General features: G+C 57.2%; 21 protein-coding genes. All 21 read right to left on the bottom strand.

Annotated elements, in window-relative coordinates:
- Positions 1–30: 30 nt before the first annotated feature.
- Entirely contained in the window at positions 31–1,074 is a 1,044-nt protein-coding gene (tssG, locus tag SK54_RS11435) for a type VI secretion system baseplate subunit TssG (RefSeq protein WP_032648553.1), read from the bottom strand.
- The gene (gene tssF, locus SK54_RS11430) at positions 1,071–2,942 is read right to left on the bottom strand and encodes a type VI secretion system baseplate subunit TssF (protein ID WP_023296775.1); all 1,872 of its coding nucleotides are present in this window, start codon (positions 2,940–2,942) and stop codon (positions 1,071–1,073) included. The genes tssG and tssF overlap by 4 nt, the downstream gene beginning before the upstream one ends.
- Before the next feature lie 2 nt (positions 2,943–2,944).
- Positions 2,945–3,508, bottom strand: a complete 564-nt coding sequence (tssE, locus tag SK54_RS11425) for a type VI secretion system baseplate subunit TssE (RefSeq protein WP_015570336.1) — start codon at positions 3,506–3,508, stop codon at positions 2,945–2,947.
- The gene (locus SK54_RS11420; RefSeq protein WP_047728280.1) at positions 3,501–4,313 is read right to left on the bottom strand and encodes a type VI secretion system accessory protein TagJ; all 813 of its coding nucleotides are present in this window, start codon (positions 4,311–4,313) and stop codon (positions 3,501–3,503) included. Before SK54_RS11420 ends, tssE begins: the two co-directional genes overlap by 8 nt.
- A gap of 9 nt (positions 4,314–4,322) precedes the next feature.
- Complete coding sequence (locus SK54_RS11415; RefSeq protein ID WP_047728278.1) at positions 4,323–5,309, bottom strand: hypothetical protein; 987 nt, start codon at positions 5,307–5,309, stop codon at positions 4,323–4,325.
- 16 nt (positions 5,310–5,325) lie between these two features.
- The gene (locus tag SK54_RS11410; protein WP_003859969.1) at positions 5,326–6,123 is read right to left on the bottom strand and encodes a PP2C family protein-serine/threonine phosphatase; all 798 of its coding nucleotides are present in this window, start codon (positions 6,121–6,123) and stop codon (positions 5,326–5,328) included.
- Positions 6,120–7,895: a type VI secretion system-associated FHA domain protein TagH gene (tagH, locus tag SK54_RS11405; RefSeq protein ID WP_045337519.1), complete on the bottom strand. Its 1,776-nt coding sequence runs from the start codon at positions 7,893–7,895 to the stop codon at positions 6,120–6,122. The genes SK54_RS11410 and tagH overlap by 4 nt, the downstream gene beginning before the upstream one ends.
- Positions 7,896–8,007: 112 nt before the next feature.
- Positions 8,008–8,406: a hypothetical protein gene (locus tag SK54_RS11400; RefSeq protein ID WP_045348633.1), complete on the bottom strand. Its 399-nt coding sequence runs from the start codon at positions 8,404–8,406 to the stop codon at positions 8,008–8,010.
- A gap of 1 nt (position 8,407) precedes the next feature.
- Positions 8,408–9,397, bottom strand: a complete 990-nt coding sequence (locus tag SK54_RS11395; protein ID WP_047728277.1) for a hypothetical protein — start codon at positions 9,395–9,397, stop codon at positions 8,408–8,410.
- A gap of 42 nt (positions 9,398–9,439) precedes the next feature.
- Entirely contained in the window at positions 9,440–9,793 is a 354-nt protein-coding gene (locus SK54_RS11390) for a T6SS amidase immunity protein Tai4 family protein (RefSeq protein WP_045348635.1), read from the bottom strand.
- Positions 9,790–10,272, bottom strand: coding sequence for a type VI secretion system amidase effector protein Tae4 (locus SK54_RS11385; RefSeq protein ID WP_006810953.1), 483 nt, complete (start codon positions 10,270–10,272; stop codon positions 9,790–9,792). The genes SK54_RS11390 and SK54_RS11385 overlap by 4 nt, the downstream gene beginning before the upstream one ends.
- A gap of 58 nt (positions 10,273–10,330) precedes the next feature.
- On the bottom strand, positions 10,331–10,813 hold the full coding sequence (locus SK54_RS11380; protein WP_014884229.1) for an Hcp family type VI secretion system effector: 483 nt from the start codon (positions 10,811–10,813) through the stop codon (positions 10,331–10,333).
- Between the two features lie 374 nt (positions 10,814–11,187).
- Positions 11,188–12,687 (bottom strand): type VI secretion system contractile sheath large subunit, encoded by a 1,500-nt coding sequence (gene tssC / locus SK54_RS11375; RefSeq protein WP_006810956.1) that lies wholly within the window; start codon positions 12,685–12,687, stop codon positions 11,188–11,190.
- 3 nt (positions 12,688–12,690) lie between these two features.
- Entirely contained in the window at positions 12,691–13,215 is a 525-nt protein-coding gene (tssB, locus tag SK54_RS11370) for a type VI secretion system contractile sheath small subunit (protein WP_048247947.1), read from the bottom strand.
- A 75-nt stretch (positions 13,216–13,290) separates the two neighbouring features.
- Positions 13,291–14,307 carry a type VI secretion system protein TssA gene (gene tssA, locus SK54_RS11365; protein ID WP_017693278.1) on the bottom strand — a complete coding sequence of 339 codons (1,017 nt, stop codon included), beginning with the start codon at positions 14,305–14,307 and terminating at the stop codon, positions 13,291–13,293.
- Positions 14,308–14,318: 11 nt separating this feature from the next.
- A complete protein-coding gene (tagF, locus tag SK54_RS11360; RefSeq protein WP_015570330.1) occupies positions 14,319–15,035 on the bottom strand; it encodes a type VI secretion system-associated protein TagF in 717 nt (238 codons plus the stop codon).
- Between the two features lie 16 nt (positions 15,036–15,051).
- Positions 15,052–18,672, bottom strand: a complete 3,621-nt coding sequence (tssM, locus tag SK54_RS11355) for a type VI secretion system membrane subunit TssM (protein WP_048247207.1) — start codon at positions 18,670–18,672, stop codon at positions 15,052–15,054.
- 2 nt (positions 18,673–18,674) lie between these two features.
- Complete coding sequence (locus SK54_RS11350) at positions 18,675–19,913, bottom strand: DotU family type VI secretion system protein (RefSeq protein WP_003859963.1); 1,239 nt, start codon at positions 19,911–19,913, stop codon at positions 18,675–18,677.
- A 17-nt stretch (positions 19,914–19,930) separates the two neighbouring features.
- A complete protein-coding gene (gene tssK, locus SK54_RS11345; RefSeq protein WP_015570328.1) occupies positions 19,931–21,274 on the bottom strand; it encodes a type VI secretion system baseplate subunit TssK in 1,344 nt (447 codons plus the stop codon).
- Between the two features lie 28 nt (positions 21,275–21,302).
- Complete coding sequence (gene tssJ / locus SK54_RS11340; RefSeq protein WP_022648418.1) at positions 21,303–21,806, bottom strand: type VI secretion system lipoprotein TssJ; 504 nt, start codon at positions 21,804–21,806, stop codon at positions 21,303–21,305.
- 23 nt (positions 21,807–21,829) lie between these two features.
- Positions 21,830–22,324, bottom strand: a complete 495-nt coding sequence (locus SK54_RS11335; protein ID WP_006810964.1) for a hypothetical protein — start codon at positions 22,322–22,324, stop codon at positions 21,830–21,832.
- Positions 22,325–22,982 lie beyond the last annotated feature (658 nt).

Below are 22,982 nucleotides of genomic sequence, written 5' to 3'. Positions count from 1 at the left end.
CCATTAACAATGATTCGGTATACGGAAGGATTATCGCTCTGCGCGATACACCAGATCGCCACGCGGAACAGGCTGAGGCTGAAGGCCGAGCCAGGTGTTGTACCCTAATCGCCCGGCGCTACCGAGCGTAGCGCCCTGCACCGCATCGGCGCGCAGGATCACCCGTGTTTCCCATTCAAATTCCACCCCGGCGTACTGTCGCACCCAGTCGCGCAGCTCGGTCACCCACCCTTCGCCCGGCAGAAAACGGTTGTAGTCGTCTGCGCTCAACGGGCCAATCTCAAGCCGAAATTTATGCTGCACGTCGCGTACCGCAATGCCGAGAAAAGCGGACTCTCCCATGCGCGGCATACGCCGCCCCTCGCCCAGCTGTGCCTGCTCCCGCGTTGAGAGCGGCATCCACTGCGGGACGTTGGCCACCAGCCTGACCGGCACGTTGAAATAGTTGCGCAGGATTTTCTCCAGCCCTTCCGGGTCCCGCCCGTGTCGGGTCAGGTGCCCGGCGTGAGTAAAGCGGGCGTGCGCGCTTAGGCTGCCTTTCGACATCTGGGCAGGCTGCCCCATGCCAATCAGCGATGCCAGATACCCTTCGAAGCGCCTGTTGTCGTCGCGATCCTGTGAAACGGCAGGCTGCGCGTCCGCCCATGCGCGGTAGAACAGCAGCGTCAGGCGGTGGTGAAAGAGGTCGGCAAACGCGCTGAGGCTGTGATCCTGATGATGATGAATACGCTCGCGGGCATACTCAGTCATGTGCACCGGCAGCGGGCCGTTAGGACCAAACAGGCCGAAGCTCAGTATGGAAACGTCATGCAGTCCGTTCTCTTCCCGCTGCCGGACCTCAGCAACCGTTGACGGCGCAAAGCCCATTGAAGGCTGCTGACCAATACGCAGCGGCTCAAATTTAGGCAGCGGCGCGCGCCCCAGCGGGTAACGTTCACCGCCCTGGGCATCAATGCGTCTTAACAGCTGGAACAGATCATAGCGCCACGGCGTCTCGCGCACCCCGCGCCAGAACGCATCGGGCAGCGGCGTCAGGCGATGCACGCGCAGCGTTGCAGGGGCAACTTCACTCATACCAGCGCCCTTTTACCCATGCGCGGCGCCCAGTAGCCGATTTCACCACGCTGCTGGCTCTTGAGCGTGAACTCCGTAAAACTGTTGATGGAGACCAGGCGGGCAAAAAGGCGTTCCAGCACGCTGCCGAAAAGCCATGGGCTGGCGCCGGAAAAGGCGCGTTCGTCCACCGTCAGGGTGATGCCGATCCCGCGGGCGAACACCACCGGGCCGGGTTCAGGCACGCGACGGTGCACCGGCTCCAGCACGCAGTGACGAACGCCATCCACCTGACGAGCAACCGGCGTCTCGGCCAGGTTGGCGTACAGCCCTAACAGCTGACGCAGCGCGGCAGCGCCCTCTTCGTTTTCGCTGTCCATCAGGCTGAGGTAGTTCATTTGCAGCTGGCTAATGAGCCGCCAGGTGCTGAACCCTTCGGCCAGCGCCGGACGCGGCGGCGTCGGGCCTTTACGCAGGGTTAACGCCTTCACCGGCATGGAGTCGGCCATAATAAACTGCCCCAGCTCCTGCTGGAGCATCAGCGGCAGGTCACGGCTGGTGCACAGCACCTCGGCGGAAATGTAGCGCAAATTCTCCTGCCACGGCGCGTGCTGCGCATCCACCAGCGAGACGAAGACCTCCGAGCCGATATAGCCCGTGCGGGTGCCATAGCGCAGCGCGTGCTCGGAGAGAACGCGCTGCTCACGGCGCAGGGAAAAATAGGCGCCGTAGTTGCCCGCGTCGCCACTCCAGGTACTCCAGAACGGACGAAACGTCTGGTCGTCCCGTTGCCCATCCGCGCTGGCATAGATTTTTTTCACGGCATAAATTTCATAATCCAGCGGGCGGATGTTATCCACCACCAGGTGGTATTCATGCTGGCTTTCGCTCAGCTTCTGCCGGGCCGCCACTTTCGGGAACAGGTTGATCACCGGCGTGCAGTGCAGCGCCAGGTGGCTGGCATCCACCACGCGCTCCAGCTGATCGTCGCTCTTGTCGAGCAGAATGAAGATATCAAACGCTTTTTCGTCTTCGCAGCGCTGGATCAGCTTGCCCAGCCCGCTCAGGCTGATGAAACGAAAACGCGCCGGGAACGCAAAGTACTCCTGCAACAGGCGATAGCCGTCGAAGTTGCGCAGATCGTCCGGGAGCAGCGCCTGGTCCGCATTAAAGCCTTCCTGACGCAGGGCGTCAGACGACAGCAGCTGGCGCTGGGGCTGCTTGCTGACCGTCTGGCAGACAATACCCGCGTGGTGCTCCATCACCAGCTCCAGCAGCTTCAGCGCCTCGATGTCCGGGCCGCTTAAGAAGAACTCCAGGCGGTCAAAGTCCAGGTGCCCGAGATGCTGCGGGCCATCGCAGGCAATGCGGATCCGTAAGGCGCTGCTGATCCCCCGCTGGCTCAGGCCGAGCTGAGCCAGCGGCAGATCGGCGGGAACGCCGCCCAGCTCGATCCGCTCAATTTTTAACGGCAGCAGGTTCACCTCGTGCGCCGTGGTATAGCTGCACGTAACGCCGGTTTTTTTCAGCGCCAGGCTGTCCATCATGGTGCCGCGCGGCACAATAAAGCCTTTGCTCAGGTCGCCGCGGCTGCTGTCGGGCTGAATTTCAGCGATCGCCATCGACGGCGTAGGCGCCAGATAATTTGGCGCAATCATCTCCAGCATACGCTGTGAAAAGCGCGGGAATTCGGCGTCCATTTTCATCTGCACGCGGGAGGTCAGGAAGGCGAAACCTTCCATCAGGCGCTCAATGTACGGGTCCGCCACTTCGATGCCGCGCATGCCGAGCCGCCCCGCCACTTTCGGGTAGCGCTCGGCGAACTCTGCGCCCATCTCGCGCAGATAGGCCAGTTCACGGTTGTAATATTCGAGCAGTTTGCTTTCCATAATTACCCCGCATCCTTCAGTTCAAAATGGCCGTTCTCAAGATCGACGTCGGTGCGAAAGAGAAACTCCAGCGGATACGGCACGCACCACAGGCGACCTTTGATTTCGATAGACAGAACGTTGTGCAGATCTAACGAAGAGGTATCGGACACGCAGCGAACCTGAAGCCCCTGCGGCAGGATCCGCGGTTCAAAGTTAATAATCGCTTCGGTGAGCTTGCGCTGAATGTCGTGCCATTCAATATCGGACATTCTTTTCCCCGCCAGCGGCGCCACGCCAAAATTCACGACGGAACGGCTCACCTGCGTCAGCCCGCTCAGATCGCTGGAGGCATCGTGGTTAATGGTGTTAAACAACCACTGTAAATCCCGCAGGACGTTACGACGCAGCGCGGCGTGGGTAATCAGATTGCTGTTGGCGGACTCGCGTTTTTTTTCCGGATCGTTATCCGTCAGGCGATCCAGCAGTGAGGGCTGCATTTTGTCGCGCGCCCCCACTTTCTCCTGCCTGCTGCGGGCCTGCCAGCCGCTGCGCAGCAGATCGCCTTCGCCAGCGGGATTACTCATCCGCACCATCCGAGGTAAATGTCACCAGGCTCAGGGTAAGCAGCGGGCTTTCGCTTTGCTCGCTCAGCCAGGCTTTCTGTCCCATGCCTTCATACAGGACGCCGTCATCGTCCAGCGGGAGCCATTCGGTGGTGCGCCCCAGCTTAACGCTGTCTGGCGCCCCGTCAGCAAACGGATAACGAGCCGGGATCTGACACACCTGCTCGGTGCCGTCCATGAGGCGGACCAGCGCATGACGCCACACCAGATCGGTCACGCTGGCCGGAGCCTGAAAACGGATCGCGTCGATGGCGCAGAACGGCACCCAGAAATAACGGCCATTGACCAGGGTTTCACACACCGGCCCCAGACGGGCATCGCCGTCCATCAGCCATTCAAAGGTATGGCTCTCTTCATTCTCCAGCGTGACCTGCCCGCGGCTTGCCGGGGCCTGTTCGAGTGCCGCCAGGCGCAGCGTTTGCGCTTGCCCTGCGCTTTCGGTCAGCGCCTGGGCTAACGTCGTCAGCCACGGCCACTGCGCCTCGGGCATTGCCGGTCGTACCTCTCCCGCGAACACGCGCGCCCGCTGCTGTTCACCCTGAATGGCCTGCTCCAGCAGCGTTACGGTCGGTTTTGCCTGCGGCTTCAGCGCCAGCCAGCTTTTCAGCTGGGTCAGGGCGCGCGCCCAGTTGCCGCTGAGGATCAGAAACTGCACAAACGCAGCGCGCAGATCGGCATCCGCCGGACGGGCTTTGATATCGGCTTCCAGGCGAAGCAGCGCGTCGCTAATCGACTCCCCCGCCAGACGTTGATAAAGCGTATTCATAGCCCCTCCTTAATTCGCCGCGCGCCAGGCGCCCACTGCCGGATCGCGCAACTGCGGACGCAGCGTGTCAATCAGAACAACGTTCAGCTCCGCGCCCGGTGCAACCCATGCGTTCCAGATCTTCTTCACCTCTGCGATACGCGCCTGGAGTCTGGCGTCGTCGCTGGCGATCTCACGGGTGATTTCCACCGCCACCGTGCCGTTGCTCTTCCAGCCGTTCAGGGTGCTGTCGTACGGCAGGATCATCCAGCTCTGGTCGCTGTTCTGGGTGCTGAAGACCATGCGCTCTTTGTTGACGGAGGTGATCAGCGCCTTTTCAGGATCGACCGCGTTGTTCAGCCCCATCACCGGGAAGCCGTGAATGTAGGTGACCGGAATCGCTTTCTGCGTCCCGTTACGGTTCTGCGTCACCACGGTGTGGCCGCTGAGCCAGCTGCCGTTGCCGCAGCGGGTGGTGTCGGAATCCGGAATAAACAGCGCTGGCGCGGAGGAACCGCCCTCCCAGAAGGTGCGCAGATGGCAACCGTCCTGAAGGGTGAACTCCTGCCATGGCGTACGATCTGCCGCCACGGTGTGCGTCTCCGGATTCTGGTCAGGCGGCAGCAGCGCGCCTGAGGTGGTGGTCGTTGCCGCCGCCGTTTCCTGCTGCTTCACCACCAGCGCCCAGTCCTGCGCTTTAGCCGCTGTGCCCCGGGCAAGCGTCGTGCCTTCCGGATCGTTAAGCGTCCAGTTCAGGGTATTCAGCTTGCTGCACTGGTGCTCCAGCAGCGAGCCAAGGCGCGGCACGAAGTTTTCCAGCACCGAAACCTCTTTCTTGCCGTTCGCCACGATACGCAGCGCCACGTCCGCCTTACACCAGCTTTGCGGCGTATTGTCTTTAATGTTGTCGATCCAGATATCCAGCTTCTGCGCAGGGGACTGCACGATGCGGAAGTTTTCAGCCTGTGCGGTGGTCGCCACTGTCAGAAGAGCCAAACCCGATAGCCAAAGTTTCATATCAATCCTTGTGTGTCTAATCAGTTCCGCAGGGAAGAAATTGTGCTGCGTCAGAGAGCGTATGCAGCAAAGTGGTGTCCTGAGGGTTGCCCATCCACACCGCCACGGCGGTATAGTTATCCTGAGCATTGCCCTCCTGTTCGGCATTCTTTTGAATGATTTGGTTCATTAAGGTCAGCCACTCCTGTGGCGTATTGACCATGTGCAGCGACTGCTTCATCTGCTCTTCGCTGACGCCGTGCCAGAAACCGTCGGTGCAGAGCAGGAAGGCATCACCGTCCTCAACCTGCACGACATCGCTGTAGCTCGCTTCCGGTCCGCCATTCTCAATACCCAGCGCCAGATACAGCAGGTTGCTGTTGAGATCGTCGGTCTGATGCCCGGCATCTTTCATCTGCTGGACGAGGCTGTGATCGGTGGTGACATGCCACAGCCAGCCGCGGCGAAACAGGTACAGGCGGCTGTCTCCGGCGTGCGCCCAGTAAGCCAGACGGTAATCCCTGTCGATAAACAGGCTGACCAGCGTGGTGCCCATCCGGCGATAGTCCTGCACGGCCTGTTGTTCGCTGAGGATGGTGCGGTTCGCCGTTTGGACGTAGTCACGAATATGCTGCGCATTCAGGTGCTTGTCGCCGTCAAAGCGGGAAATAATGCTGTTGCGGGCCAGCTCAGCGGCCACCTCGCCGCCCGGCAGGCCCGCGATGCCGTCACAGACGACAAAGCAGGCTGAACGTTCCCCGATGGTTTCTCCCGTCTGATCCTGGTTGCTGGCGCGCGTCCCCTGGCGGGAGAGAGAAGCCGTTGCGATATTCATTTTTCTTCCGATCCGCTTTGTGAGTCTTTGTACTGATTGACCTCCATGTCATAGGCATGGAGGAAGGCTTCGCCAAACAGGGTATGGAAGTCGTCCTCGATCTCGCCCGCCGTCTCGCCATAGCTGCGAACGAAATAATCCCACAGCGCGGCTTTACGGCTGCCCGGCAGCGCCAGGCGTGACGTCATCCCGTTCTGCTTCGCCTGCTCTTCCAGTTGTTCCGGGTTAAAGGATTGCAGCATGGCGGCGATAATGGCGCGGATACCAGAGATCATCCCTAGCTGGTGTGCCTGGAGATCGATCAGCGCATCACGCACCGATTTGGTCGGCGGCATAAAGCCCGGCATCGGCGTGCCGAACATCTGGATCAGCACCGTTTTCCCGGTCGGCAACAGTTTGAACGGGTTGTTCGCATCGTCGAGCACCATGGTCATATCGGCTTTCACCCCACGCTTGAGGATGGAGCGCGAGGAGAGCAGCGCCACGGTCCCCTGCGAGAACATGCCCAGGATCTGCCCCAGCTGACGCATATTTTCCCGGTCGAATTGCGGTACCGGCTGCATTTCGCTCAGGCCCATGCCCTCCAGCAGCGCCTCCAGCAGTTCGCCCTGAAGCACCTCGCCCCGCTCGCCGGTCTGCGCGGAGGCAGCAGGCGATGCAGCGTTTTTAACCGGGTCGATACGCAGTCGGCCTTTAGGCGCCTGCGCGTTGCTGCGCGCCACGGCCTGCGGTGTTGGCATGGTGAAGCCAGCGTAATCGGGGCGCGCGGGCTCCTCTTCCGCGCGCGGCGCGTCCTGTGGTTCAGTCGGTTCCGGATCGAACAGCGGTGAGCTGGCCAGCGCATCCTCTTCCTGTGCGGCTTGCGGTTCAGGCTTTGGCTCCGGCTTATCGGCCACGATTTCATCCGGATGGGTTAACGGCGCGCCGCCCATCAGGCCGAGAGGGTCATCGTGACGCGCGGCAGGTGCGCTCGCCGACCCGCCAAACAGGGCTAACGGATCGAGTTCGTCAGACGCCTCTTCCTTTGGCTGGGCAGGTTTGCTTTCGTCCGGCTGTACCAGCGTTGAAGGGGTGACATCGTCAAAGATGCTCTCTTTTTTAAACAACGCTTCATCACTGAACAGCGTGTCCGGGTCAACGTTTTTACGTTCAAGCGACGGTTCGGCGTCGTTAAACATTGCCAGCGGATCTTCGGCATTCCGCTCCGGGGCCGCAGGCTGGGAGAACGGGTCGTGGGAGGCCGCGGGCTGTGGTTTTGCCCGGTTGCTGGAGATGCTGTCGGAGATGGAAAACTCCTGCATCAGGCTGTCCCAGATTTCCGACGGCACGGCCGTAGGTTCAGCTTTTCCGCGAGGCGCGGCGCTGGCCGGTTTCGGTTGCGGTGCTGGCGCAGGTGTCGCCGCTGGACGCGCCTGCTGCATGCTTGCCGCCATGCGGCTTACGGGCTGGGTGTCATGAATGAGTTCGCTGACTTCAATGCGATAATCATCAATACCGAGAATATCCCCATCCTGAAGCTCAACCTGACGCCCACGCTCCAGCGGGATATCATTCAGTACCACGCGGGTAACGCTGCCGCGGTTCGTGACGCGGCATTCGCCACTGGCGTCGACGTGAACGATGGCCTGCAAACGCGAGATGGTGCGGTCATTGTCCGGCAGCACCAGATTGTTATCCGTACCGCGCCCAATGGTGCCGCCCGGGGCATAAAAATCACAGCTGCTTTGCGGCGGCTGATGACCGGGTTTCGTAGAAATAATCGTGAATCGCATGGCGTATTCCTGCTGGTATGATTAGCGCTCAAACGCTGCCGCTCTCGGGGGTGAGAACGGCGGGGTTTGGGGGTTAATTCAGAAAGGCATCGTTAAAATTTTCAACATAAAATTAGACACTATTAATGCTCGAAAGAATTAACAGCAGTAAAAATATAACAGTGGCAATAAGTATTTTTCTTCTATACGACTTAACCCATGACAAATCAAAATCAGAAAAAATTTTATTGCACGACTGTGGCTCAAGCCAACGACACTCAGTTAATCTCACACGCTTACCCTGTAAGACCCGTGATAAAATTGTGGTGAGGAAACCAAATCCCCAGAACCCAAGATTTTGCCAGGTTTGATAATCTTCTTTTTTGAGCAACTGTTGATTTGTTAATATCGCATATATTTGAGTAACCTGGCGATAATTTTTCCGATAGTCTATATAAAATGAAATAACTATGCCTATAAAAGCAATAAAGAGACAGATAATAACAGCAGAGTAAATATTATTAAAAATCACTTTATTCTCCGCTAAAAATTAAATTGTTTAGCTGTTCTCCTGCAAACCCACCGATTTGTGTTCCGCCCGCTGCCCCGACTGCACCAACCACTAAACCACAGATGAGTGTACCTGTCCCCGCTGTGGGCACACCTAATGCAAGACAAACAGGAGCCGCAAGGGAGGAGCCTAATGCAGCACCAGCGACACCGCCTCCAAATTTGCTATATTCTGTCACTGCAACTCTGCTGCACTCATGTTCTCTTCCAGTAGTGCAGGCATGATAAACTTCGTTAGACGTATTCATAAAAGAAAAACCTAAAGCAACCCATCCACCTGCTTTCAGGTAAGAGGAAATTCTGGCTGCTCTGTCAATATATGTTGAGTAGCCAGGGATTGCACCAATACCAACTGTACTCCATTCATGGACTATTGATTTCGTGGACAGTCCTAATGCTCTCTTAAGATCCGCATAATCTTTAAACTTAAGCTGTTTTTTAGTTATTTTATTTAACAAGGGTTTCAATTGCGCGAAAAGCGCATTGCGCTCAGCATAAAATTGTTGGCCAAAAAGCGCACCTTGTGTCCTGTACTGATTTTGATAGGTGGCTTCAATTTTAATTAAAATATTTTCAATTTGCTTAAAATATGACTCACCTGTACCGCTCACGCCCCCGACGATTGTATCGCCCCAGCCTGTCATGGCTTTTATATTATCATAATTATTTTTCAAAAACTCAGCGGTGGCTCCATCCAAAGTCGCAAGCGCGTTGGTCACCTTCTTTTTCGCAATGGCTAAGCTATTGATCTGTTGAGTTTGATTATCGCCAAGCGGATCAGCAACAATTAATATTTGTCCGGGTTTGAGCCACGCAGTGTCTTTATTCAATTGCATAAAATACTCGGATTTTTCATTGCGCGCAGTGCCAAATAGCTGTCTTGCCTGAAAATCCAGAGTGCCGGGTTGCTGAACGACACAGTAACCTGGAGCAACGTTTGACGGACTTGCCATGGAAACTCCTTGTATTTTTAATGTGTAGCCTTTGCAGAAAGTTTATTTTTGGACATTGAGTTGGCGAATCGCATCGCTATGGGAAATTAAGCTGCACTTTAATACCTCATAGTTTACCGGTGCCGTACCACCTAGCTTTTGTTTCAGTAAGGAGTTAATAACCTCGTCGGCTTTTTCGAAATTCTCGGCAGGCAGGTTACTGACTTCCAGCCATGCTGCGGCGCTTGCCTTTGCATCATTTTTCAGCGTCGCACTGTCCGCAATCTTGCCGATACAGCGATTCTGCACCCAGTTTTCAAAAATCTGTTGTTGAGAAAAGGTGTTAACGTCCGGGAGAGTATGGGCGATGGTATATGAGGTATTTAACGCGAGTACGAAAGCGAGTAAACGTTTCATTTCAGGCTCCAGAGCGTAGCGCTGCCAGGAATAAACGAACCATTACCGGGAGAACCCAAGAAATGGCAATCATCGGAGCAAATATTCCCATTCCAGAGCGTGACATGTCCAGTGGCATCGCTCCAGCCGTGACCGCTAAAGATAATAATACCTTGTTTACCTGCAAATTGGCTTGGTGTTGGAGACGTCACCGTCATATCTGCATTACCCAGTACAGTTGGCAGAAAAGCAATCATATCCTTTACGCGATACATGTAACGTTTTTTATCACTCCCCGTAACCGTCGCATATCTGCTGTTGGAGGGAATTGGAACGCCACAATAATTTAAAACGTAGCTCATACGAATGGGGCATGCATTTTGAAAAATTCCGGCTTCAATATTGTGCTGGACTTTTCCACCCAATAATTTGCCCACCGTTTCGACATTGACATTAACTTCTCTGAATCTGTTCCAGGCGGCACCAAAAGCAGGACGCATAAGTATTTTCCCTTTTAGAAAGTACAGGCTAAAGTGAGCCCTTTCGGGCCCACTCCTGTTACGCTTCTTTATTTTCTTTGATGTTCCAGCCAGCGCTGCTTTCAGCACCTTTACCACCGGCAGTGGTCTGCTCCCAGTACTGCTGTTTCACTTTCGCAGCCTGGAATGCATAGGTCACGCCAACGGTATCGCCGTTGTCTGCACCCGTGTACTGAACGGAAGTCACGAGAACGTCTTCCAGGGTGATGCGGGTGTATTCAACCTGCTGACCACCCGCTTTGCAGACGGACAGTTCAACTTTGGTCAGGTGTTTACCGCTTGCGCAGTGTTTCAGGATTGCTGTAGTGGATTTGTCGATCAGAGCGTTAACGTGCAGATCGTTAAAGTTCACTTTACCGGCACCGCCGCCACCGCCAACGCTCATATTACCTGGCTGGGACGCGCCCCAGGAGAAGGAGGTAATATCAGTCCAGCCGGTGTGGTTAGAATCTTTAGATTCGCCCGTAACACCCTCGACCTTCAGAAACATATCAATAGCCATAATATCTACTCTTCGTGGATGAACAATATTGCTTTCGAAAAAGCTCTTATATGGCAAACAGGAAAGCATGGGGCTGAATAAAACCGTCCATATTTTACCTCTGCCTCATATCAAACGACCCGTGTCATTTGACAGTCTTACATTCCCCCGAAATAACGGAATGAATGTGAAGTCTTTATTACTGTGCTTTATTGTGGAACCAGTTAAGGACAGCATTAGCAATTTAGCCGTCTTTCTTGCCGGGTGGCGCTGTGCTTACCCGGCCTACATTGAGCAACGATATCAATTGATTGCACGTTTGATTGTAGGCCCGTGCAAGCGTAGCGCCGCCGGGCGAAACTCACAAAACGCACGTAGTCAGCAGTCTGACGCTCTTACGCGTCCTTCGTCTTCAGCGACGGCAGTTTAGATACCAGACGCAGGGAAACGGTCAGACCTTCCAGCTGGTAGTGCGGACGCAGGAAGAACTTCGCGGCGTAGTAGCCCGGGTTGTCTTCGATTTCCTGCACCTGCACTTCCGCCGCCGCCAGCGGTTTGCGGGACTTGGTTTCCTGGGAGGAGTTAGCCGGGTCGCCGTCCACGTAGTTCATCACCCAGTCGTTCAGCCAGCGTTCCATCTCTTCGCGCTCGCGGAAGGAGCCGATTTTGTCGCGCACGATGCACTTCAGGTAGTGAGCAAAACGGCAGCAGGCGAACAGGTACGGCAGACGGGAGGCCAGGCGCGCGTTAGCGGTGGCATCCGGGTCGTGGTACTCGGCCGGTTTTTGCAGGGACTGCGCGCCGATGAAGGCGGCGAAGTCGGAGTTTTTGCGGTGCACCAGCGGCATAAAGCCGTTTTTCGCCAGTTCCGCTTCACGACGGTCGCTGATGGCGATCTCGGTCGGGCACTTCATGTCCACGCCGCCGTCATCGCTTGGGAAGGTGTGGCACGGCAGGTTTTCCACCGCCCCGCCGGATTCCACGCCGCGAATCGAGGTGCACCAGCCGTACTCTTTGAAGGAGCGGTTGATGTTGGCCGCCATCGCATAGGCAGCGTTTGCCCAGGAGTAGCTGTTGTGGTTCGCGCCGTCGGTCTGCTCTTCAAAATCGAAGCTGTCCACCGGGTTGGTGCGAATACCGTACGGCAGGCGCGACAGGAAGCGCGGCATCACCAGACCCAGATAGCGGGCATCTTCGGATTCACGCAGTGAACGCCAGGCAGCGTATTCGGTGTTCTGGAAGATTTTGGTCAGGTCGCGCGGGTTAGCCAGCTCCTGCCAGGACTCCATCTGCATCACGCCCGGCGCGGTGCCGGTGATGAACGGACAGTGGGCCGCAGAGCCGATGCGCGCCATCTCGCCCAGCAGCTCAACGTCCTGCGGGCTGTGGTCGAAGTAGTAGTCGCCCACGATGCAGCCAAACGGCTCGCCACCGAACTGGCCGTACTCCTGCTCGTAGATTTTCTTGAAGATCGGGCTCTGGTCCCAGCCCACGCCCTTGTAGCGCTTCAGGGTGCGGCCCAGCTCCTGCTTGGAGATGCTCATAAAACGGATCTTCAGCATCTCGTCGGTTTCGGTGTTGTTCACCAGGTAGCTCAGGCCGCGCCAGGCGCTCTCCAGCTTCTGGAACTCCTCGTGGTGAATGATCTGGTTCACCTGCTGCGAAAGCTGCTCGTCAATACCGGCAATCAGGTTCTGAATGGTGCGGTAGGTATCGTTTGAGAAGGTCACGGTGTTTTCCAGCGCCTGCTGCGCCAGGGTTTTAACCGCGCTTTCTACGGCAGAGCGCGCCTGATCGGTTTTCGGGCGGAACTCTTTATTCAGCAGCGCGCTGAACTCGTCCTGGCTGAACGCCTGGCCCGCCTGCTGATCGTGTTGTTGAGTCTGGTTGCTCATCGATTATTCCTCGCTACCTTTCGCACTTTCGTCATTTTTTGGCAACTGGCTCAGGGATTTGAGCAGCGTCGGATCCTGGAGAATTTTCGCGATCAGCTCTTCCGCACCGTTTTTACCGTCCATGTAGGTCAGCAGGTTGGAGAGCTGGGTACGGGCTTCCAGCAGCTTGTTCAGCGGCTCTACTTTGCGGGCCACCGCGTCCGGCAGGAAGTCGTCCATGCTGTCGAAGGTCAGATCGACGTTGAGCTTACCTTCGCCGGTCAGGGTGTTATCCACCTGGAACGCCACGCGCGGCTTCAGCGCCTTCATGCGTTCGTCGAAGTTGTCGATGTCGATTTCCAGGAACTTACGCTCGTCGACGGCTGGCAGATTTTTCACCGGCTTGCCAACCAGATCGGCCATAACGCCCATCACAAACGGCAGCTGAATTTTGCGTTCTGCGCCGTAGATCTCTACGTCGTACTCGATCTGCACGCGGGGAGCACGGTTGCGTGCGATGAATTTCTGTCCACTGTTACTCATTGCCATGATGTTCTCCATCAAAGATGCGCGGTGAAGGTGAAACGGCAGACTCCATGCCTGTCGTCATAATGCCAGGACGCGTCATTCGCGGCGTCCAAAGATGTTTTCCAGTTGGTTAACGCCGTCTGGCGCCAGGTCGCGAATAATGTCCATAAAGTTGAGTTCAGACAGCCGCTGCACCCGTTCAATCATCAGCGGTGCGGGATGGCTGGGTTCGTACTGCGCAAAATACTGCTTCGCTTTTTCCAGCATCAGCTGGGCGTCGGCGCGGCTGGTCACCTGCACGCTGCGCCAGTCCGTCACCTGCTGAACGGGCGACGCGGCCACCGGCTGCGGCTCGGCGTGCTGTTCAGCCTGCGCGTCACGGTTCGGCAGCAGCTTGCTGATATCGGTCACCTGACAGGCGCTGGAAACCAGTCCGACAGTTTTCAAAAGCTGTTCCATCTCCGGGACGCCACTTTCCCCGAGATAGCCGGTAAGCAGTTCGCGGATGGCCAGCAGGCGTTCGTTGATCACGATTACCGCTTCGGTGCCGGGCTGATCGCCCCGGGCCAGCTCATCGATCAGTCGTGGACGACCGCCCGGATAATCCGGACACTCGGTTTTACTGCCGTCAAGCAGCGCCTGGGCGTCACGGAGTGAAATCTCATCGCCGTTTGAGCGGAGCAGTGAGGCGTTACGCACCGCGACCGTCAGGTCAGATTTATCACTCAGCCCGGCGAGGGCATTGATGCGGTAGAATGGATCGGTTTCGCCATACTCTTCCAGCAGAGGGTAAAGTTGCTCCCAGTATCGGGACAGGGCTTCCTGCACCAGCACTAGCCCGTCGGCGTAACCTGCCAGACCGCGACGACGTGTCCAGGCATGGGTTAACGCCAGCATGACGCGAAGATCTTTGGTGCGACCCAGCAGGCTGGTGGCGAGTTTTTCCACCGTGTTCCAGTCGGCAGGCTCTGCCGGAATGATGGTGTCGCCAAACTGCTGCTCGGCTTTGCCCTGACTGGCCTGACCCATGGCCTGGAAATCGGCGTCGTACTCCAGATTTTCACCGCAGGGGTTATCGGGGCTTATCGGCGCGAGAAATTCATCGATATTCATAAGATCCCTGCTTATTCAAACATAGGCGGGTAAAGACCGTGGCGGCCCGGACGGGCGCCGCCTGCCGGATCGAACAGCAGCGTAAAGAGCTGCCCGGTGAAGTTTCCACTGTGGACGTGGGTGTACAGCGGATAGCCGTCGCAGCGGTTTGTCCACCAGTAGCTGGTCTGGCGCAGCGGATCAAAACACTCCGCCGCCTGCGGCCAGCCCAGCGTGCTCTGACCATCGTCGTCATAGCCAATCACGTCGAGAATGTCGGAACGCTTTTGTGGCTCAACCGGCTGGGGCGCCGGGATGGTCATCAGCATTTCATCCAGCTGGGAGGCAGAATAGCTGTTACGCACCGCGTGCAGCCCCAGACGGCCAAGCTGCTGGTACCAGCTTTCAGCCTGCCCGAGCAGGCGGGATGACCACTCGGCGGGGGTGAAGCTCAGTTGCAGGCATACCGGATAGTGGCGGCCTACGCTGTCACGGCCCGGCAGCAGGCAGCCCATCTGAATCATCTGGCTACCGAGCATCGGCGGGACGACAAAGTTCCACACCGGGGCTTTTGAAAACGGGCGCTCGCCGCTGCGCTGCTCTTCCTGTTGCCAGGCCAGCAGGCCGACCTGGAACCAGTGCGACCACTGGCGTTGCAGGGTATCCGGAAAGCGACGCTGCAAAAAATCTCCGGCGCTGGGTAATTTGCCATACCAGCTATAACGGTTCATCGCAGGGGTATTCGTCATACGGCTGTCCTTGCGGTTATGGGCATGTGAAACGGGGAAGCTGGAACGGGTTGCGGATGCTGTTCGGGGCAAACTCCAGCGTGACCTGATGTCCGTCGACGTTGAAGGTGGCCTGACGGCTCAGGCTACCCGCGCCAGGGCTGGTGCGCGCCTTGTCGAAAAAGCGGTTGAGCGCCCAGGAACCGTTAGTTACCAGCGTTGCGGTGCTGCCATTGGTCAGACCGAGCTGCATACGCACCTGGTTCGTCCCGCCCGGCCCCGGCCAGTTCATGATCTGCACCGCCTGCGGACCGTGGCTGTAGCGCAGCAGCTGGCCGTCCACGTCCAGCGTCAGGTTCAGAATGGTGTTGTCCATCCGCACGGTGCGCACCGTGACCTTAAAGGATGGCGTGGTCGCGCCGTTGGCAAAGAAGGCATCGCGGACAGACTGCGCCTGCTGGAACGGACGCAACAGCCCTTCGCTGCCCGGCAGCGTTTTACCGTCGATGCCCGGCATAAAGCGCCAGTTCGCCTGGGTGGTGTCCACCTTGTTGGTCAGGTTGTCGCGGAAAAAGGTGTCCATCAGTCCGGTGCCCGGCGCGAACATGCGGGCGAGATCGTCCGGCGTCACCTCGGTGCTGGCGCTGCGCACCAGTGGATAACGCCCGGCAATCGCCTGACGGCAGAACCCACCCACTTCCACGTTAATGCGCTTACGCACGTTCTCCAGATCGCGACGCTGGGTATCGCTGCTGGCGCCGACGGCCATATTGCTGAACATGGTTTGCAGCCCGCCCGGCAGACGTCCCGCGCTGGCTTGCAGGCGGCTGATTGCATCGCCGCCCGGCGCGGGCATACCGCTGTTTGCCGCATCCTGAACGGCGGTCAGGTAGCGATAAAGCTCGTCAACCTGCTTAAGAAAATCGTCAAAGACGATGGTCTTGCCACCCTTCTCCAGCGGCTGCGCAAGCTCAATCATCGGCGCATAGTGGTCAGTCACCAGTTGTTCAGGCGCCTGCGTCACAACCGCGCCCTGCGTCGGGGCGTTGTCACCGTTGCTGAACAGCGCTTCCAGCGTGCGGGTGGCGCGGTTGCTTTGGTCTTCCGCTTTCTGCGCATCTTCCGGCGCAGGCGCAGTGCGCGACAGGGTCAGCACCTTGCTCAGGTTAAGCACCAGACGGCGCAGCGGCGAGTTGGTGCCTGAAAGCAGGCGCGCGGTGTTGATGCGCTGGGAAAGATCGGCGCTGTTGTTGAGCTGAATGTCAGCGAGAAAGCGATCCCAGTTGACGATAAAGTCGCGCATGTAGAGCTGGCGCACGGCGTTGTCGATCTGCTGTTTATCTTCCTGAGCGGTGGTCGCTCCCAGTACCCAGGCATCGTCCTCGTGCAGGGCGGTGGTCACACTGTCGATCTGGTCGTTGAAGCTCTTCCAGTAGCCGTCCGGCGTATAAAGACCCGCTACGCCCTCACTCACCGGCTTGCCGCTTTTACGGGAAAACACCAGCTCGCTCTGCGGGCCGCCGAGATCTGAAAGCGAAACCGGCTTCAGGTTCTCATCATGCTCCAGCAGACGTTTCAGGCGGCCGTAGACGCGTGTTGAGAGCGGCTGCTGGTTGATGAGCGCCCTTTCACGGGCCACCAGATCCTCATCCTGCGCATACGGTGAAGCCTGAATTTTTGGCTCCAGCAGCTGGGTCAGGTGCCATTCCAGCTCCTGAAGCTGCGCCTGCGTCACATTCTGCGGCAGGTTGCGTTGCAGGTTAAGCATCACCCACGAGTGCAGGAATTTGCCGTCATAGTGCTTCGGCTGGTAGAGCATCTGATAGGCTTTCAGCGCCTCATAGCTGTACTCCACATCGCTGCCGTTGTCGTTGCGCAGCCAGGTGGTAATGTGCATCGCCACGGCGGGCAGCAGCATCTGATCCAGCGCCTTCTGGTACAGAGACTGCGAGGCATCGCTGACGTCATCCCCGCGATAAAGCCCCATGCGGCGGGAAACCGGCGGGTCGTTAACGTCGAAGGCATTGCTTTTCGGCAGATCCACCAGGCTGTTAAGCAGCGGCAGAAGCACAAACAGATCGCGCTGGGGCTGGTTTTGCAGCGCCTTGCTCTGCTGCTCCAGCATCGGCACTTTTGCATCCACCTCTTCCAGATAGGCTTTATTCTTGGCGTAGCTGGTCAGCCACAGGCCACCCAGGATCACCAGCAGAGCGAGCAGCGCCGCGTAGCCGGACCACATCACCGCGCGGTTGCGTAGCTCCCACCAGCGGTTTTCCCCGGCGATGCCCGCTTCCTGGAAAATGACGTTTTGCAGCAGGTTTTTAATGAAGAAGCTTTGGCCCTTCGCGCCCGGGATCGGCGCCTCTTTGCTCACCGAATCCCAGCGCGTGCTTTCCCCCCCTTCAGGTAAGGAGAGCGCGCGGTTCAGCTCGCCCATCACGCGGTCAAACGGCATCCCTTCCTGAGTGCCGCTGGCAAAGTAGATGCCGCGCGGAGAAAATTCGGTTTCGAAGTTTGAGCGGGCAAAGACCGTGCTCAGGTAGTCAGCCAGCAGCGGACGCAGCGCGGCGAACTCCTGCGGGAAGAGATAGGCTTCCGCACGGGTTTTGGCGTCATGCTCTTTGAGCATGGTTTCCGGAAGGCCAGCATCCAGACGCTGTTGCAGCAGGGAAAATTCCTGCTGGAAGTTGCCCATCAGGTCGTAATCGGCGTGTTTGGTCTGCTCCCACGGCAGCGTAAAGCCCCAGATCTGGTCGCGCTGGGCTTTGTCGTAATCCGCAAACCAGGCGCGGAAGCCTTTAAGCAGGTCCGCTTTGGTCACCATCACATACACCGGGAAGCGAATACCCAGCTGTTCATGCAGCTCGGAGAGACGCTGGCGCAGGTTGACCGCCTGCTGGCGCGAGGCCTCAGCGGACTGCGAAAGCAGGTCGGAAATGCTGATGGTGATAATCACGCCGTTAATGGGCTGGCGACGGCGGTATTTACGCAGCAGGTTGATAAATTCCAGCCACTCCCCGGCGTCCTGAACCTGCTCGCTCTCCTGAGTGGTGTAGCGCCCCGCGGTATCCAGCAGAACCGCCTCGTTGGTAAACCACCAGTCACAGTTGCGCGTGCCGCCAATGCCGCGCAGCGCGGTTTTACCGAAGCGATCCGCCAGCGGGAATTGCAGCCCGGAGTTGGCCAGCGCGGTGGTTTTACCTGAACCCGGCGCGCCAATAATGACGTACCACGGCAGCTGATAGAGGTACTGTGTGCTGAAGCGCTGCGTCCACTGCGCGCCATGTCCCGCTTTGCTGAAGTGGGCTTTTTTCAGCATCTGGGCGGCTTCATCGAAACGCCCGGCAAGGATCTGCTCCTCGCTGTTCAGACGTTTCTGCGGATCGGCCGCCTCCGGGCTGGTGGTATTTTCGTTGAGCTTGTCCATCAGCTTACGGTTCAGCCAGGCGTTATACAGCCGCGGCAAAATGTGGCTCTGGGCCCAAATCAGGTAGACCACCGCAATGCTGATGACGCGGTTCTGCTCTGATTCAAGGGGCCGGGTATCCACGATGGACAACAGCGGGCCAATCATCCAGATGACCGCCGCGAGCGCCGTTACGCCCAGGAAGCTCCACAGAATGCGATTGGTCAGTATAGAAAGTAGAGTTGTCAGCATCCTTAGTTTCCTTGCGGCAATCCGTTCAGCTCGGCCTGGGTATTGTCAGGCGATACCAGCAGCGTAATCTCTACGCGGCGGTTACGGGCGCGATTTTCAGGCGTGGTGTTAGGCGCTACCGGGTTGATCTCACCCCGCCCTTCGGCTTTGACGCGCTCAGGCTGTGAGAGGCTACCCTGGAGCTGTTTTTGCACCGAACGGGCGCGCTCAAGCGAGAGTTCATAGTTGGAGGCGAAGCGTGCGCTGCGGATCGGCACGTTGTCGCTGTACCCCACCACCAGAATTTTGCCGCTGACGTTATTCATCGCCTGGGCGATGCGGTCGATGACCGGCTCATAGCGATCGCGCACCACCGTTGAGGCCGAGGCAAAGAGTCCGTCCCCTTTCAGGATCACCACGCTGCGATCCGCCTCATCCTTAACGGCCACCAGACCGGCATCAATTTCTGGTTTCAGGAAGCCGCGCAGGTTCAGCACCGCTGGCAGCTGACGCGCAGGCTGCTGGATGGTGGTTTCCGGCAGTTGGGACTGGTAAATTTTCGCCAGCACCGGGCTGGTGTTATCACCCAGACGCCAGTTCAGCACGATATAGAACAGGCAGGCGATAAAGCCGACCAGCGCCACGCACGCCCAGAGTGGGATCATCGGCCGCCAGAGCTTGCGCAGTACGGGGCGATCTTCCGGGTGCGGCGAGAGCGGCGGCGGGTAGCTGCCGCGCACGCCACGGATCATCTGCCACAGGCGCTGTTTGATGGTTTCAAGCTGGGTCCGGCCATTGTCCAGCACGCGGTAGCGGCCTTCAAAGCCGAGCAGCAGACAGTAGTTGATCATCTCCAGCAGCAGAATGTGTTCGCGCGGATTCTGCGACAGACGCGCCAGCAGCTGGAAAAACTTCTCACCGCCCCAGGTTTCGTTATGAAACGTCACCAACAGACCATTGCTTGACCAGACGCCGCTGCTTCCCCACGGGGTCAGCGCGGCGGCTTCGTCCAGCGCCGTGCAGAGGCAGTAGCGCGCGCCGACAATCACTTCATACGGTAAGCCCGCCTGCTGGCATCGCACTTCGAAACGGCGAATTTCGTCAATCAGGCGCTGGCGCAGCCCGACCTGATCGTCGTGGGAAACCGAATGACGGATTTGCGGAATCGCATTGAGCAGCGGATTGGCGGCCGCCACCAGCTGATTGTTCCCACTGGCTCCGGTAAACACGGCATCACTGCCGGTATCCTGTCGTTCCTGCATATTAAGCGCTCGCTTTATTATTCTGTCGGGCTACGGATGGCCCAGAACTCCATATCGAGACCCGGGAATTCCCCTGCGAGATGCAGCGCAAATGCCCCGGACTTGTCCATCTCGTGCCACAGTTCGCTGCCCCTCTCGAGTTCGAAATAGCTGTAGCCTGCATGCCACGGGATCTGCGGCGGCGCGACGGGCATTGCCCGAAGCATGATGCCCGGCAGCTGGAGCTGAACCAGATCGCGAATTTTCGACACTGGCGCAACCTTCATCTGGGCAGGGAAATGGGTTTGCAGGTGTTCGCCGGGGACATTGGCTTTTACCGCCAGCACGAAGCCAAATTCGCGGACCATGCTGGTCTCCGGCACGGTGGCGATGTTCAGCCCGTGGGAGCGTTCGTGCAGCGGCAGCTGGATGGCATGATCTTCCATGACCAGCGACAGCCCCTGGCGCAGCATCAGCATCAGTTTGCTGAAGCAAACGGCGAGATCGTCATGGTCGTAGACCGGCAGTATGCTCTCTGCGGTACGCTGCGGCGTCCAGGTGGCGAGCTCCGTGGCAAACGGCAGCCAGCTGCGCCAGAGCGCTTCAGGGTGAAGCAACGGCAGCGTTTTTAAATGTGAGACGTCGCCAAGGTGGCGGTTGATCAGCGAGAGAAGCGTGAACTCAACCATCTCGGACGTATTGAAACGCCCCGGCTGGCGCAGTCGACCGCCGATCTGCTGGCTACGCTGCACCAGCAAGCCGTGCAGGTCATTGATCATACCGTACAGCTGCGGGCTGTTATTGGCGTTCAGCATTGGCGGAATGTAGCTGTTATCCAGCCGCACGTGGTTGTCGTTGCGCTTTTCGGTGACGTACGCCACGCCGATGGCGGTCCATTCTGCCGTCAGATCTTTCTCCAGCATCAGGGTCAGACGCAGGCGGCCAAACTGGACCGTCGCCTCCCCAACCGACATGGCGTTGTCGTCTTCCACCTCTTGTTCAAAGGTAATAAAACGCGCCAGAGAAGACTGCTCCTCGCTGAAAATCACCTCTTCACGGCCACCGCGACGAACCGGCAGCGCAAGCACCACCTTTTCATTGGTGAGATTATCGGGAATTTTTAGCGGAGCCGGACCGTTGCGGTCGCTGCGAACCTGGAAAAAGGTGCCGTCAGGCAGCAAACCGCTACAGTAGCTCAGGGCAATACAGCCCTGGCGAAGCATCGCTTCATCCAGCTCAAGGTCGAGAAAGCCCCAAAGATACGATCGCTGCAAGGCCCCCCACTCACGAACGTGGTTGAGGAGGTAACTTTCTGTCCGCTGAAAATGGTGGGGACGCAGGAACATGCCCTCGGTCCAGACGACCTTTTCTGCTTTCGTCATGATGATCTCTTTCCTGTTATGAAGGGCGTTACTGGCTGATGACCCGGATACCATTTACGTCAAGAAAGACGCTGGCCTGGAGTTCATCTGCGGACCATTTCCAGAACTGGTAAATCGCGTTTTCGCCGGGAACAGGCAAAGGAAGTGAGACGCGCCATTTTTTGCCGTCCAGCGCCTGGTATTCCGCCATCACGCCGATATAGCGCGCTTCCGGTGAGCTTTGTCCGCTCAGGGTTTTCGAAAGCTGGCCCGGCATCAGGAAGAACACATCGCTGTTCAGCAGATTCGCGCCAAGCGTGGCTGACGCGTTGTTCTGTAAGGAGTAGAAGTCACTGGACATGAAATCCGCATCGGATTTCAGCAGCAACACTCTGACCTTAAGCGGTGCAGAATCATTGATTTGAGGATGAGCCTGAAACTGAAGATTGTAGCGGGAGGGGTCGCTGTGTGAAGACGACGTACAACCACCGATCAGCGCGAGAATCAACGCAAAAAAAGGGAACCACATCCGATGAAAATTTTTATTATTCATAAAAATATGCTCGTGAAACCCGTTTAGTTCAGGATCCAGGTACCGTTCGCGCTGTCTTTGCAGGCTTTGCTGTTGCCATCGACATCAACACAGGTGGTTTTCTTACGCGCTTTCGGGCGCAGTGCCTGTTTACGCACGGTGGCTTCGTACTGGTCAGCCTTGATCACGGCACGCATCGGCACGTAACCAATCAGCTGTTCACTCCCTTCATCGGCCAGCGCCATCCAGAAATGTTCAACCTGCCCCAGCACAACGTAAGTTTTGCCGGTCTCAAGCGTACGGATCACTTTTCCGCCGTAGTCAGGACGGCTCATCAGGGATGCCGGGTACATGGCACGGTACGGTTCATTCACCTGAGTGAACTCCGCCGGAGGGGTAACAGCGTGACGGTGCGTCAGCGTGATGCCATTCACCTGGCTGGTCACAATCGTATCATCGGTGATCGCTGGTTTCTGCGGCGCCTTACAGCCCGCCACCGCCATAACAAACAAAAGTGATAACAATACGCGCAGTTTCATATGCTTTTCCGTAGCGATATTTAGAGGATGAAGAGAGGGGATAAAATTTGACTTAGGTGCTATTGTTAAAATAGTCGGAATATTTTCAGCAGGTAACTATTTTAAGGCATAGCTACCGCACGAACCCGACAGAAATGGGCCCAGCATGCTCCTGACATATTTTGACAAACGGTAGACAAGTTTACATGAGCTTGTCATCAATTCAATATTTCCCACCTGCTTAATGGCGTTTAATGATACGCCCAATGCATTATAGGATTAATCTCATAAAAAATGCGCACTTAGGTAAAATCGTCTTTTTCTTAGACAGATTTCGAGCATAACTCTATGAAAATTAATGGCTAAACAGGAAAAAGAGAACCACTATCATTAACGTAACCCCTTATTATCTCCACTACCATAATTAGTAGAATTTCATTTTTTCTGTGCGCTGCGGGATATATCTGGGATATTTTCATTGTTGCATTAAGAAGATAACTTTTATTGTGCACGAGCGTCCCGCATAAACAAATGGCGGCTAAGAAAATGGCAGAAATTTAATTTCGCGATCCGAAATAACCTGAGCAAAATTCCCCTTTGGGGTTATTTTTTGCACCTAAACAATTAAGCCCGGCTACATCTTTTTGCTCTCTCATCGTTCAGCGCGCTCCCTTGCAGC

The organism is Enterobacter sp. MGH120, assembly GCF_001037725.1.
GTDB classification, from domain to species: Bacteria; Pseudomonadota; Gammaproteobacteria; order Enterobacterales; family Enterobacteriaceae; genus Enterobacter; species Enterobacter hormaechei_C.
This window is presented reverse-complemented; position numbering and strand designations above follow the sequence as displayed.

What these genes read in the sequence shown, in the direction of transcription:
- tssG (WP_032648553.1), bottom strand. Translation starts at nt 1,074, where the DNA reads ATGAGTGAAGTTGCCCCTGCAACGCTGCGCGTGCATCGCCTGACGCCG.
- tssF (WP_023296775.1), bottom strand. Translation starts at nt 2,942, where the DNA reads ATGGAAAGCAAACTGCTCGAATATTACAACCGTGAACTGGCCTATCTG.
- tssE (WP_015570336.1), bottom strand. Translation starts at nt 3,508, where the DNA reads ATGAGTAATCCCGCTGGCGAAGGCGATCTGCTGCGCAGCGGCTGGCAG.
- SK54_RS11420 (WP_047728280.1), bottom strand. Translation starts at nt 4,313, where the DNA reads ATGAATACGCTTTATCAACGTCTGGCGGGGGAGTCGATTAGCGACGCG.
- SK54_RS11415 (WP_047728278.1), bottom strand. Translation starts at nt 5,309, where the DNA reads ATGAAACTTTGGCTATCGGGTTTGGCTCTTCTGACAGTGGCGACCACC.
- SK54_RS11410 (WP_003859969.1), bottom strand. Translation starts at nt 6,123, where the DNA reads ATGAATATCGCAACGGCTTCTCTCTCCCGCCAGGGGACGCGCGCCAGC.
- tagH (WP_045337519.1), bottom strand. Translation starts at nt 7,895, where the DNA reads ATGCGATTCACGATTATTTCTACGAAACCCGGTCATCAGCCGCCGCAA.
- SK54_RS11395 (WP_047728277.1), bottom strand. Translation starts at nt 9,397, where the DNA reads ATGGCAAGTCCGTCAAACGTTGCTCCAGGTTACTGTGTCGTTCAGCAA.
- SK54_RS11390 (WP_045348635.1), bottom strand. Translation starts at nt 9,793, where the DNA reads ATGAAACGTTTACTCGCTTTCGTACTCGCGTTAAATACCTCATATACC.
- SK54_RS11385 (WP_006810953.1), bottom strand. Translation starts at nt 10,272, where the DNA reads ATGCGTCCTGCTTTTGGTGCCGCCTGGAACAGATTCAGAGAAGTTAAT.
- SK54_RS11380 (WP_014884229.1), bottom strand. Translation starts at nt 10,813, where the DNA reads ATGGCTATTGATATGTTTCTGAAGGTCGAGGGTGTTACGGGCGAATCT.
- tssC (WP_006810956.1), bottom strand. Translation starts at nt 12,687, where the DNA reads ATGAGCAACCAGACTCAACAACACGATCAGCAGGCGGGCCAGGCGTTC.
- tssB (WP_048247947.1), bottom strand. Translation starts at nt 13,215, where the DNA reads ATGGCAATGAGTAACAGTGGACAGAAATTCATCGCACGCAACCGTGCT.
- tssA (WP_017693278.1), bottom strand. Translation starts at nt 14,307, where the DNA reads ATGAATATCGATGAATTTCTCGCGCCGATAAGCCCCGATAACCCCTGC.
- tagF (WP_015570330.1), bottom strand. Translation starts at nt 15,035, where the DNA reads ATGACGAATACCCCTGCGATGAACCGTTATAGCTGGTATGGCAAATTA.
- tssM (WP_048247207.1), bottom strand. Translation starts at nt 18,672, where the DNA reads ATGCTGACAACTCTACTTTCTATACTGACCAATCGCATTCTGTGGAGC.
- SK54_RS11350 (WP_003859963.1), bottom strand. Translation starts at nt 19,913, where the DNA reads ATGCAGGAACGACAGGATACCGGCAGTGATGCCGTGTTTACCGGAGCC.
- tssK (WP_015570328.1), bottom strand. Translation starts at nt 21,274, where the DNA reads ATGACGAAAGCAGAAAAGGTCGTCTGGACCGAGGGCATGTTCCTGCGT.
- tssJ (WP_022648418.1), bottom strand. Translation starts at nt 21,806, where the DNA reads ATGAATAATAAAAATTTTCATCGGATGTGGTTCCCTTTTTTTGCGTTG.
- SK54_RS11335 (WP_006810964.1), bottom strand. Translation starts at nt 22,324, where the DNA reads ATGAAACTGCGCGTATTGTTATCACTTTTGTTTGTTATGGCGGTGGCG.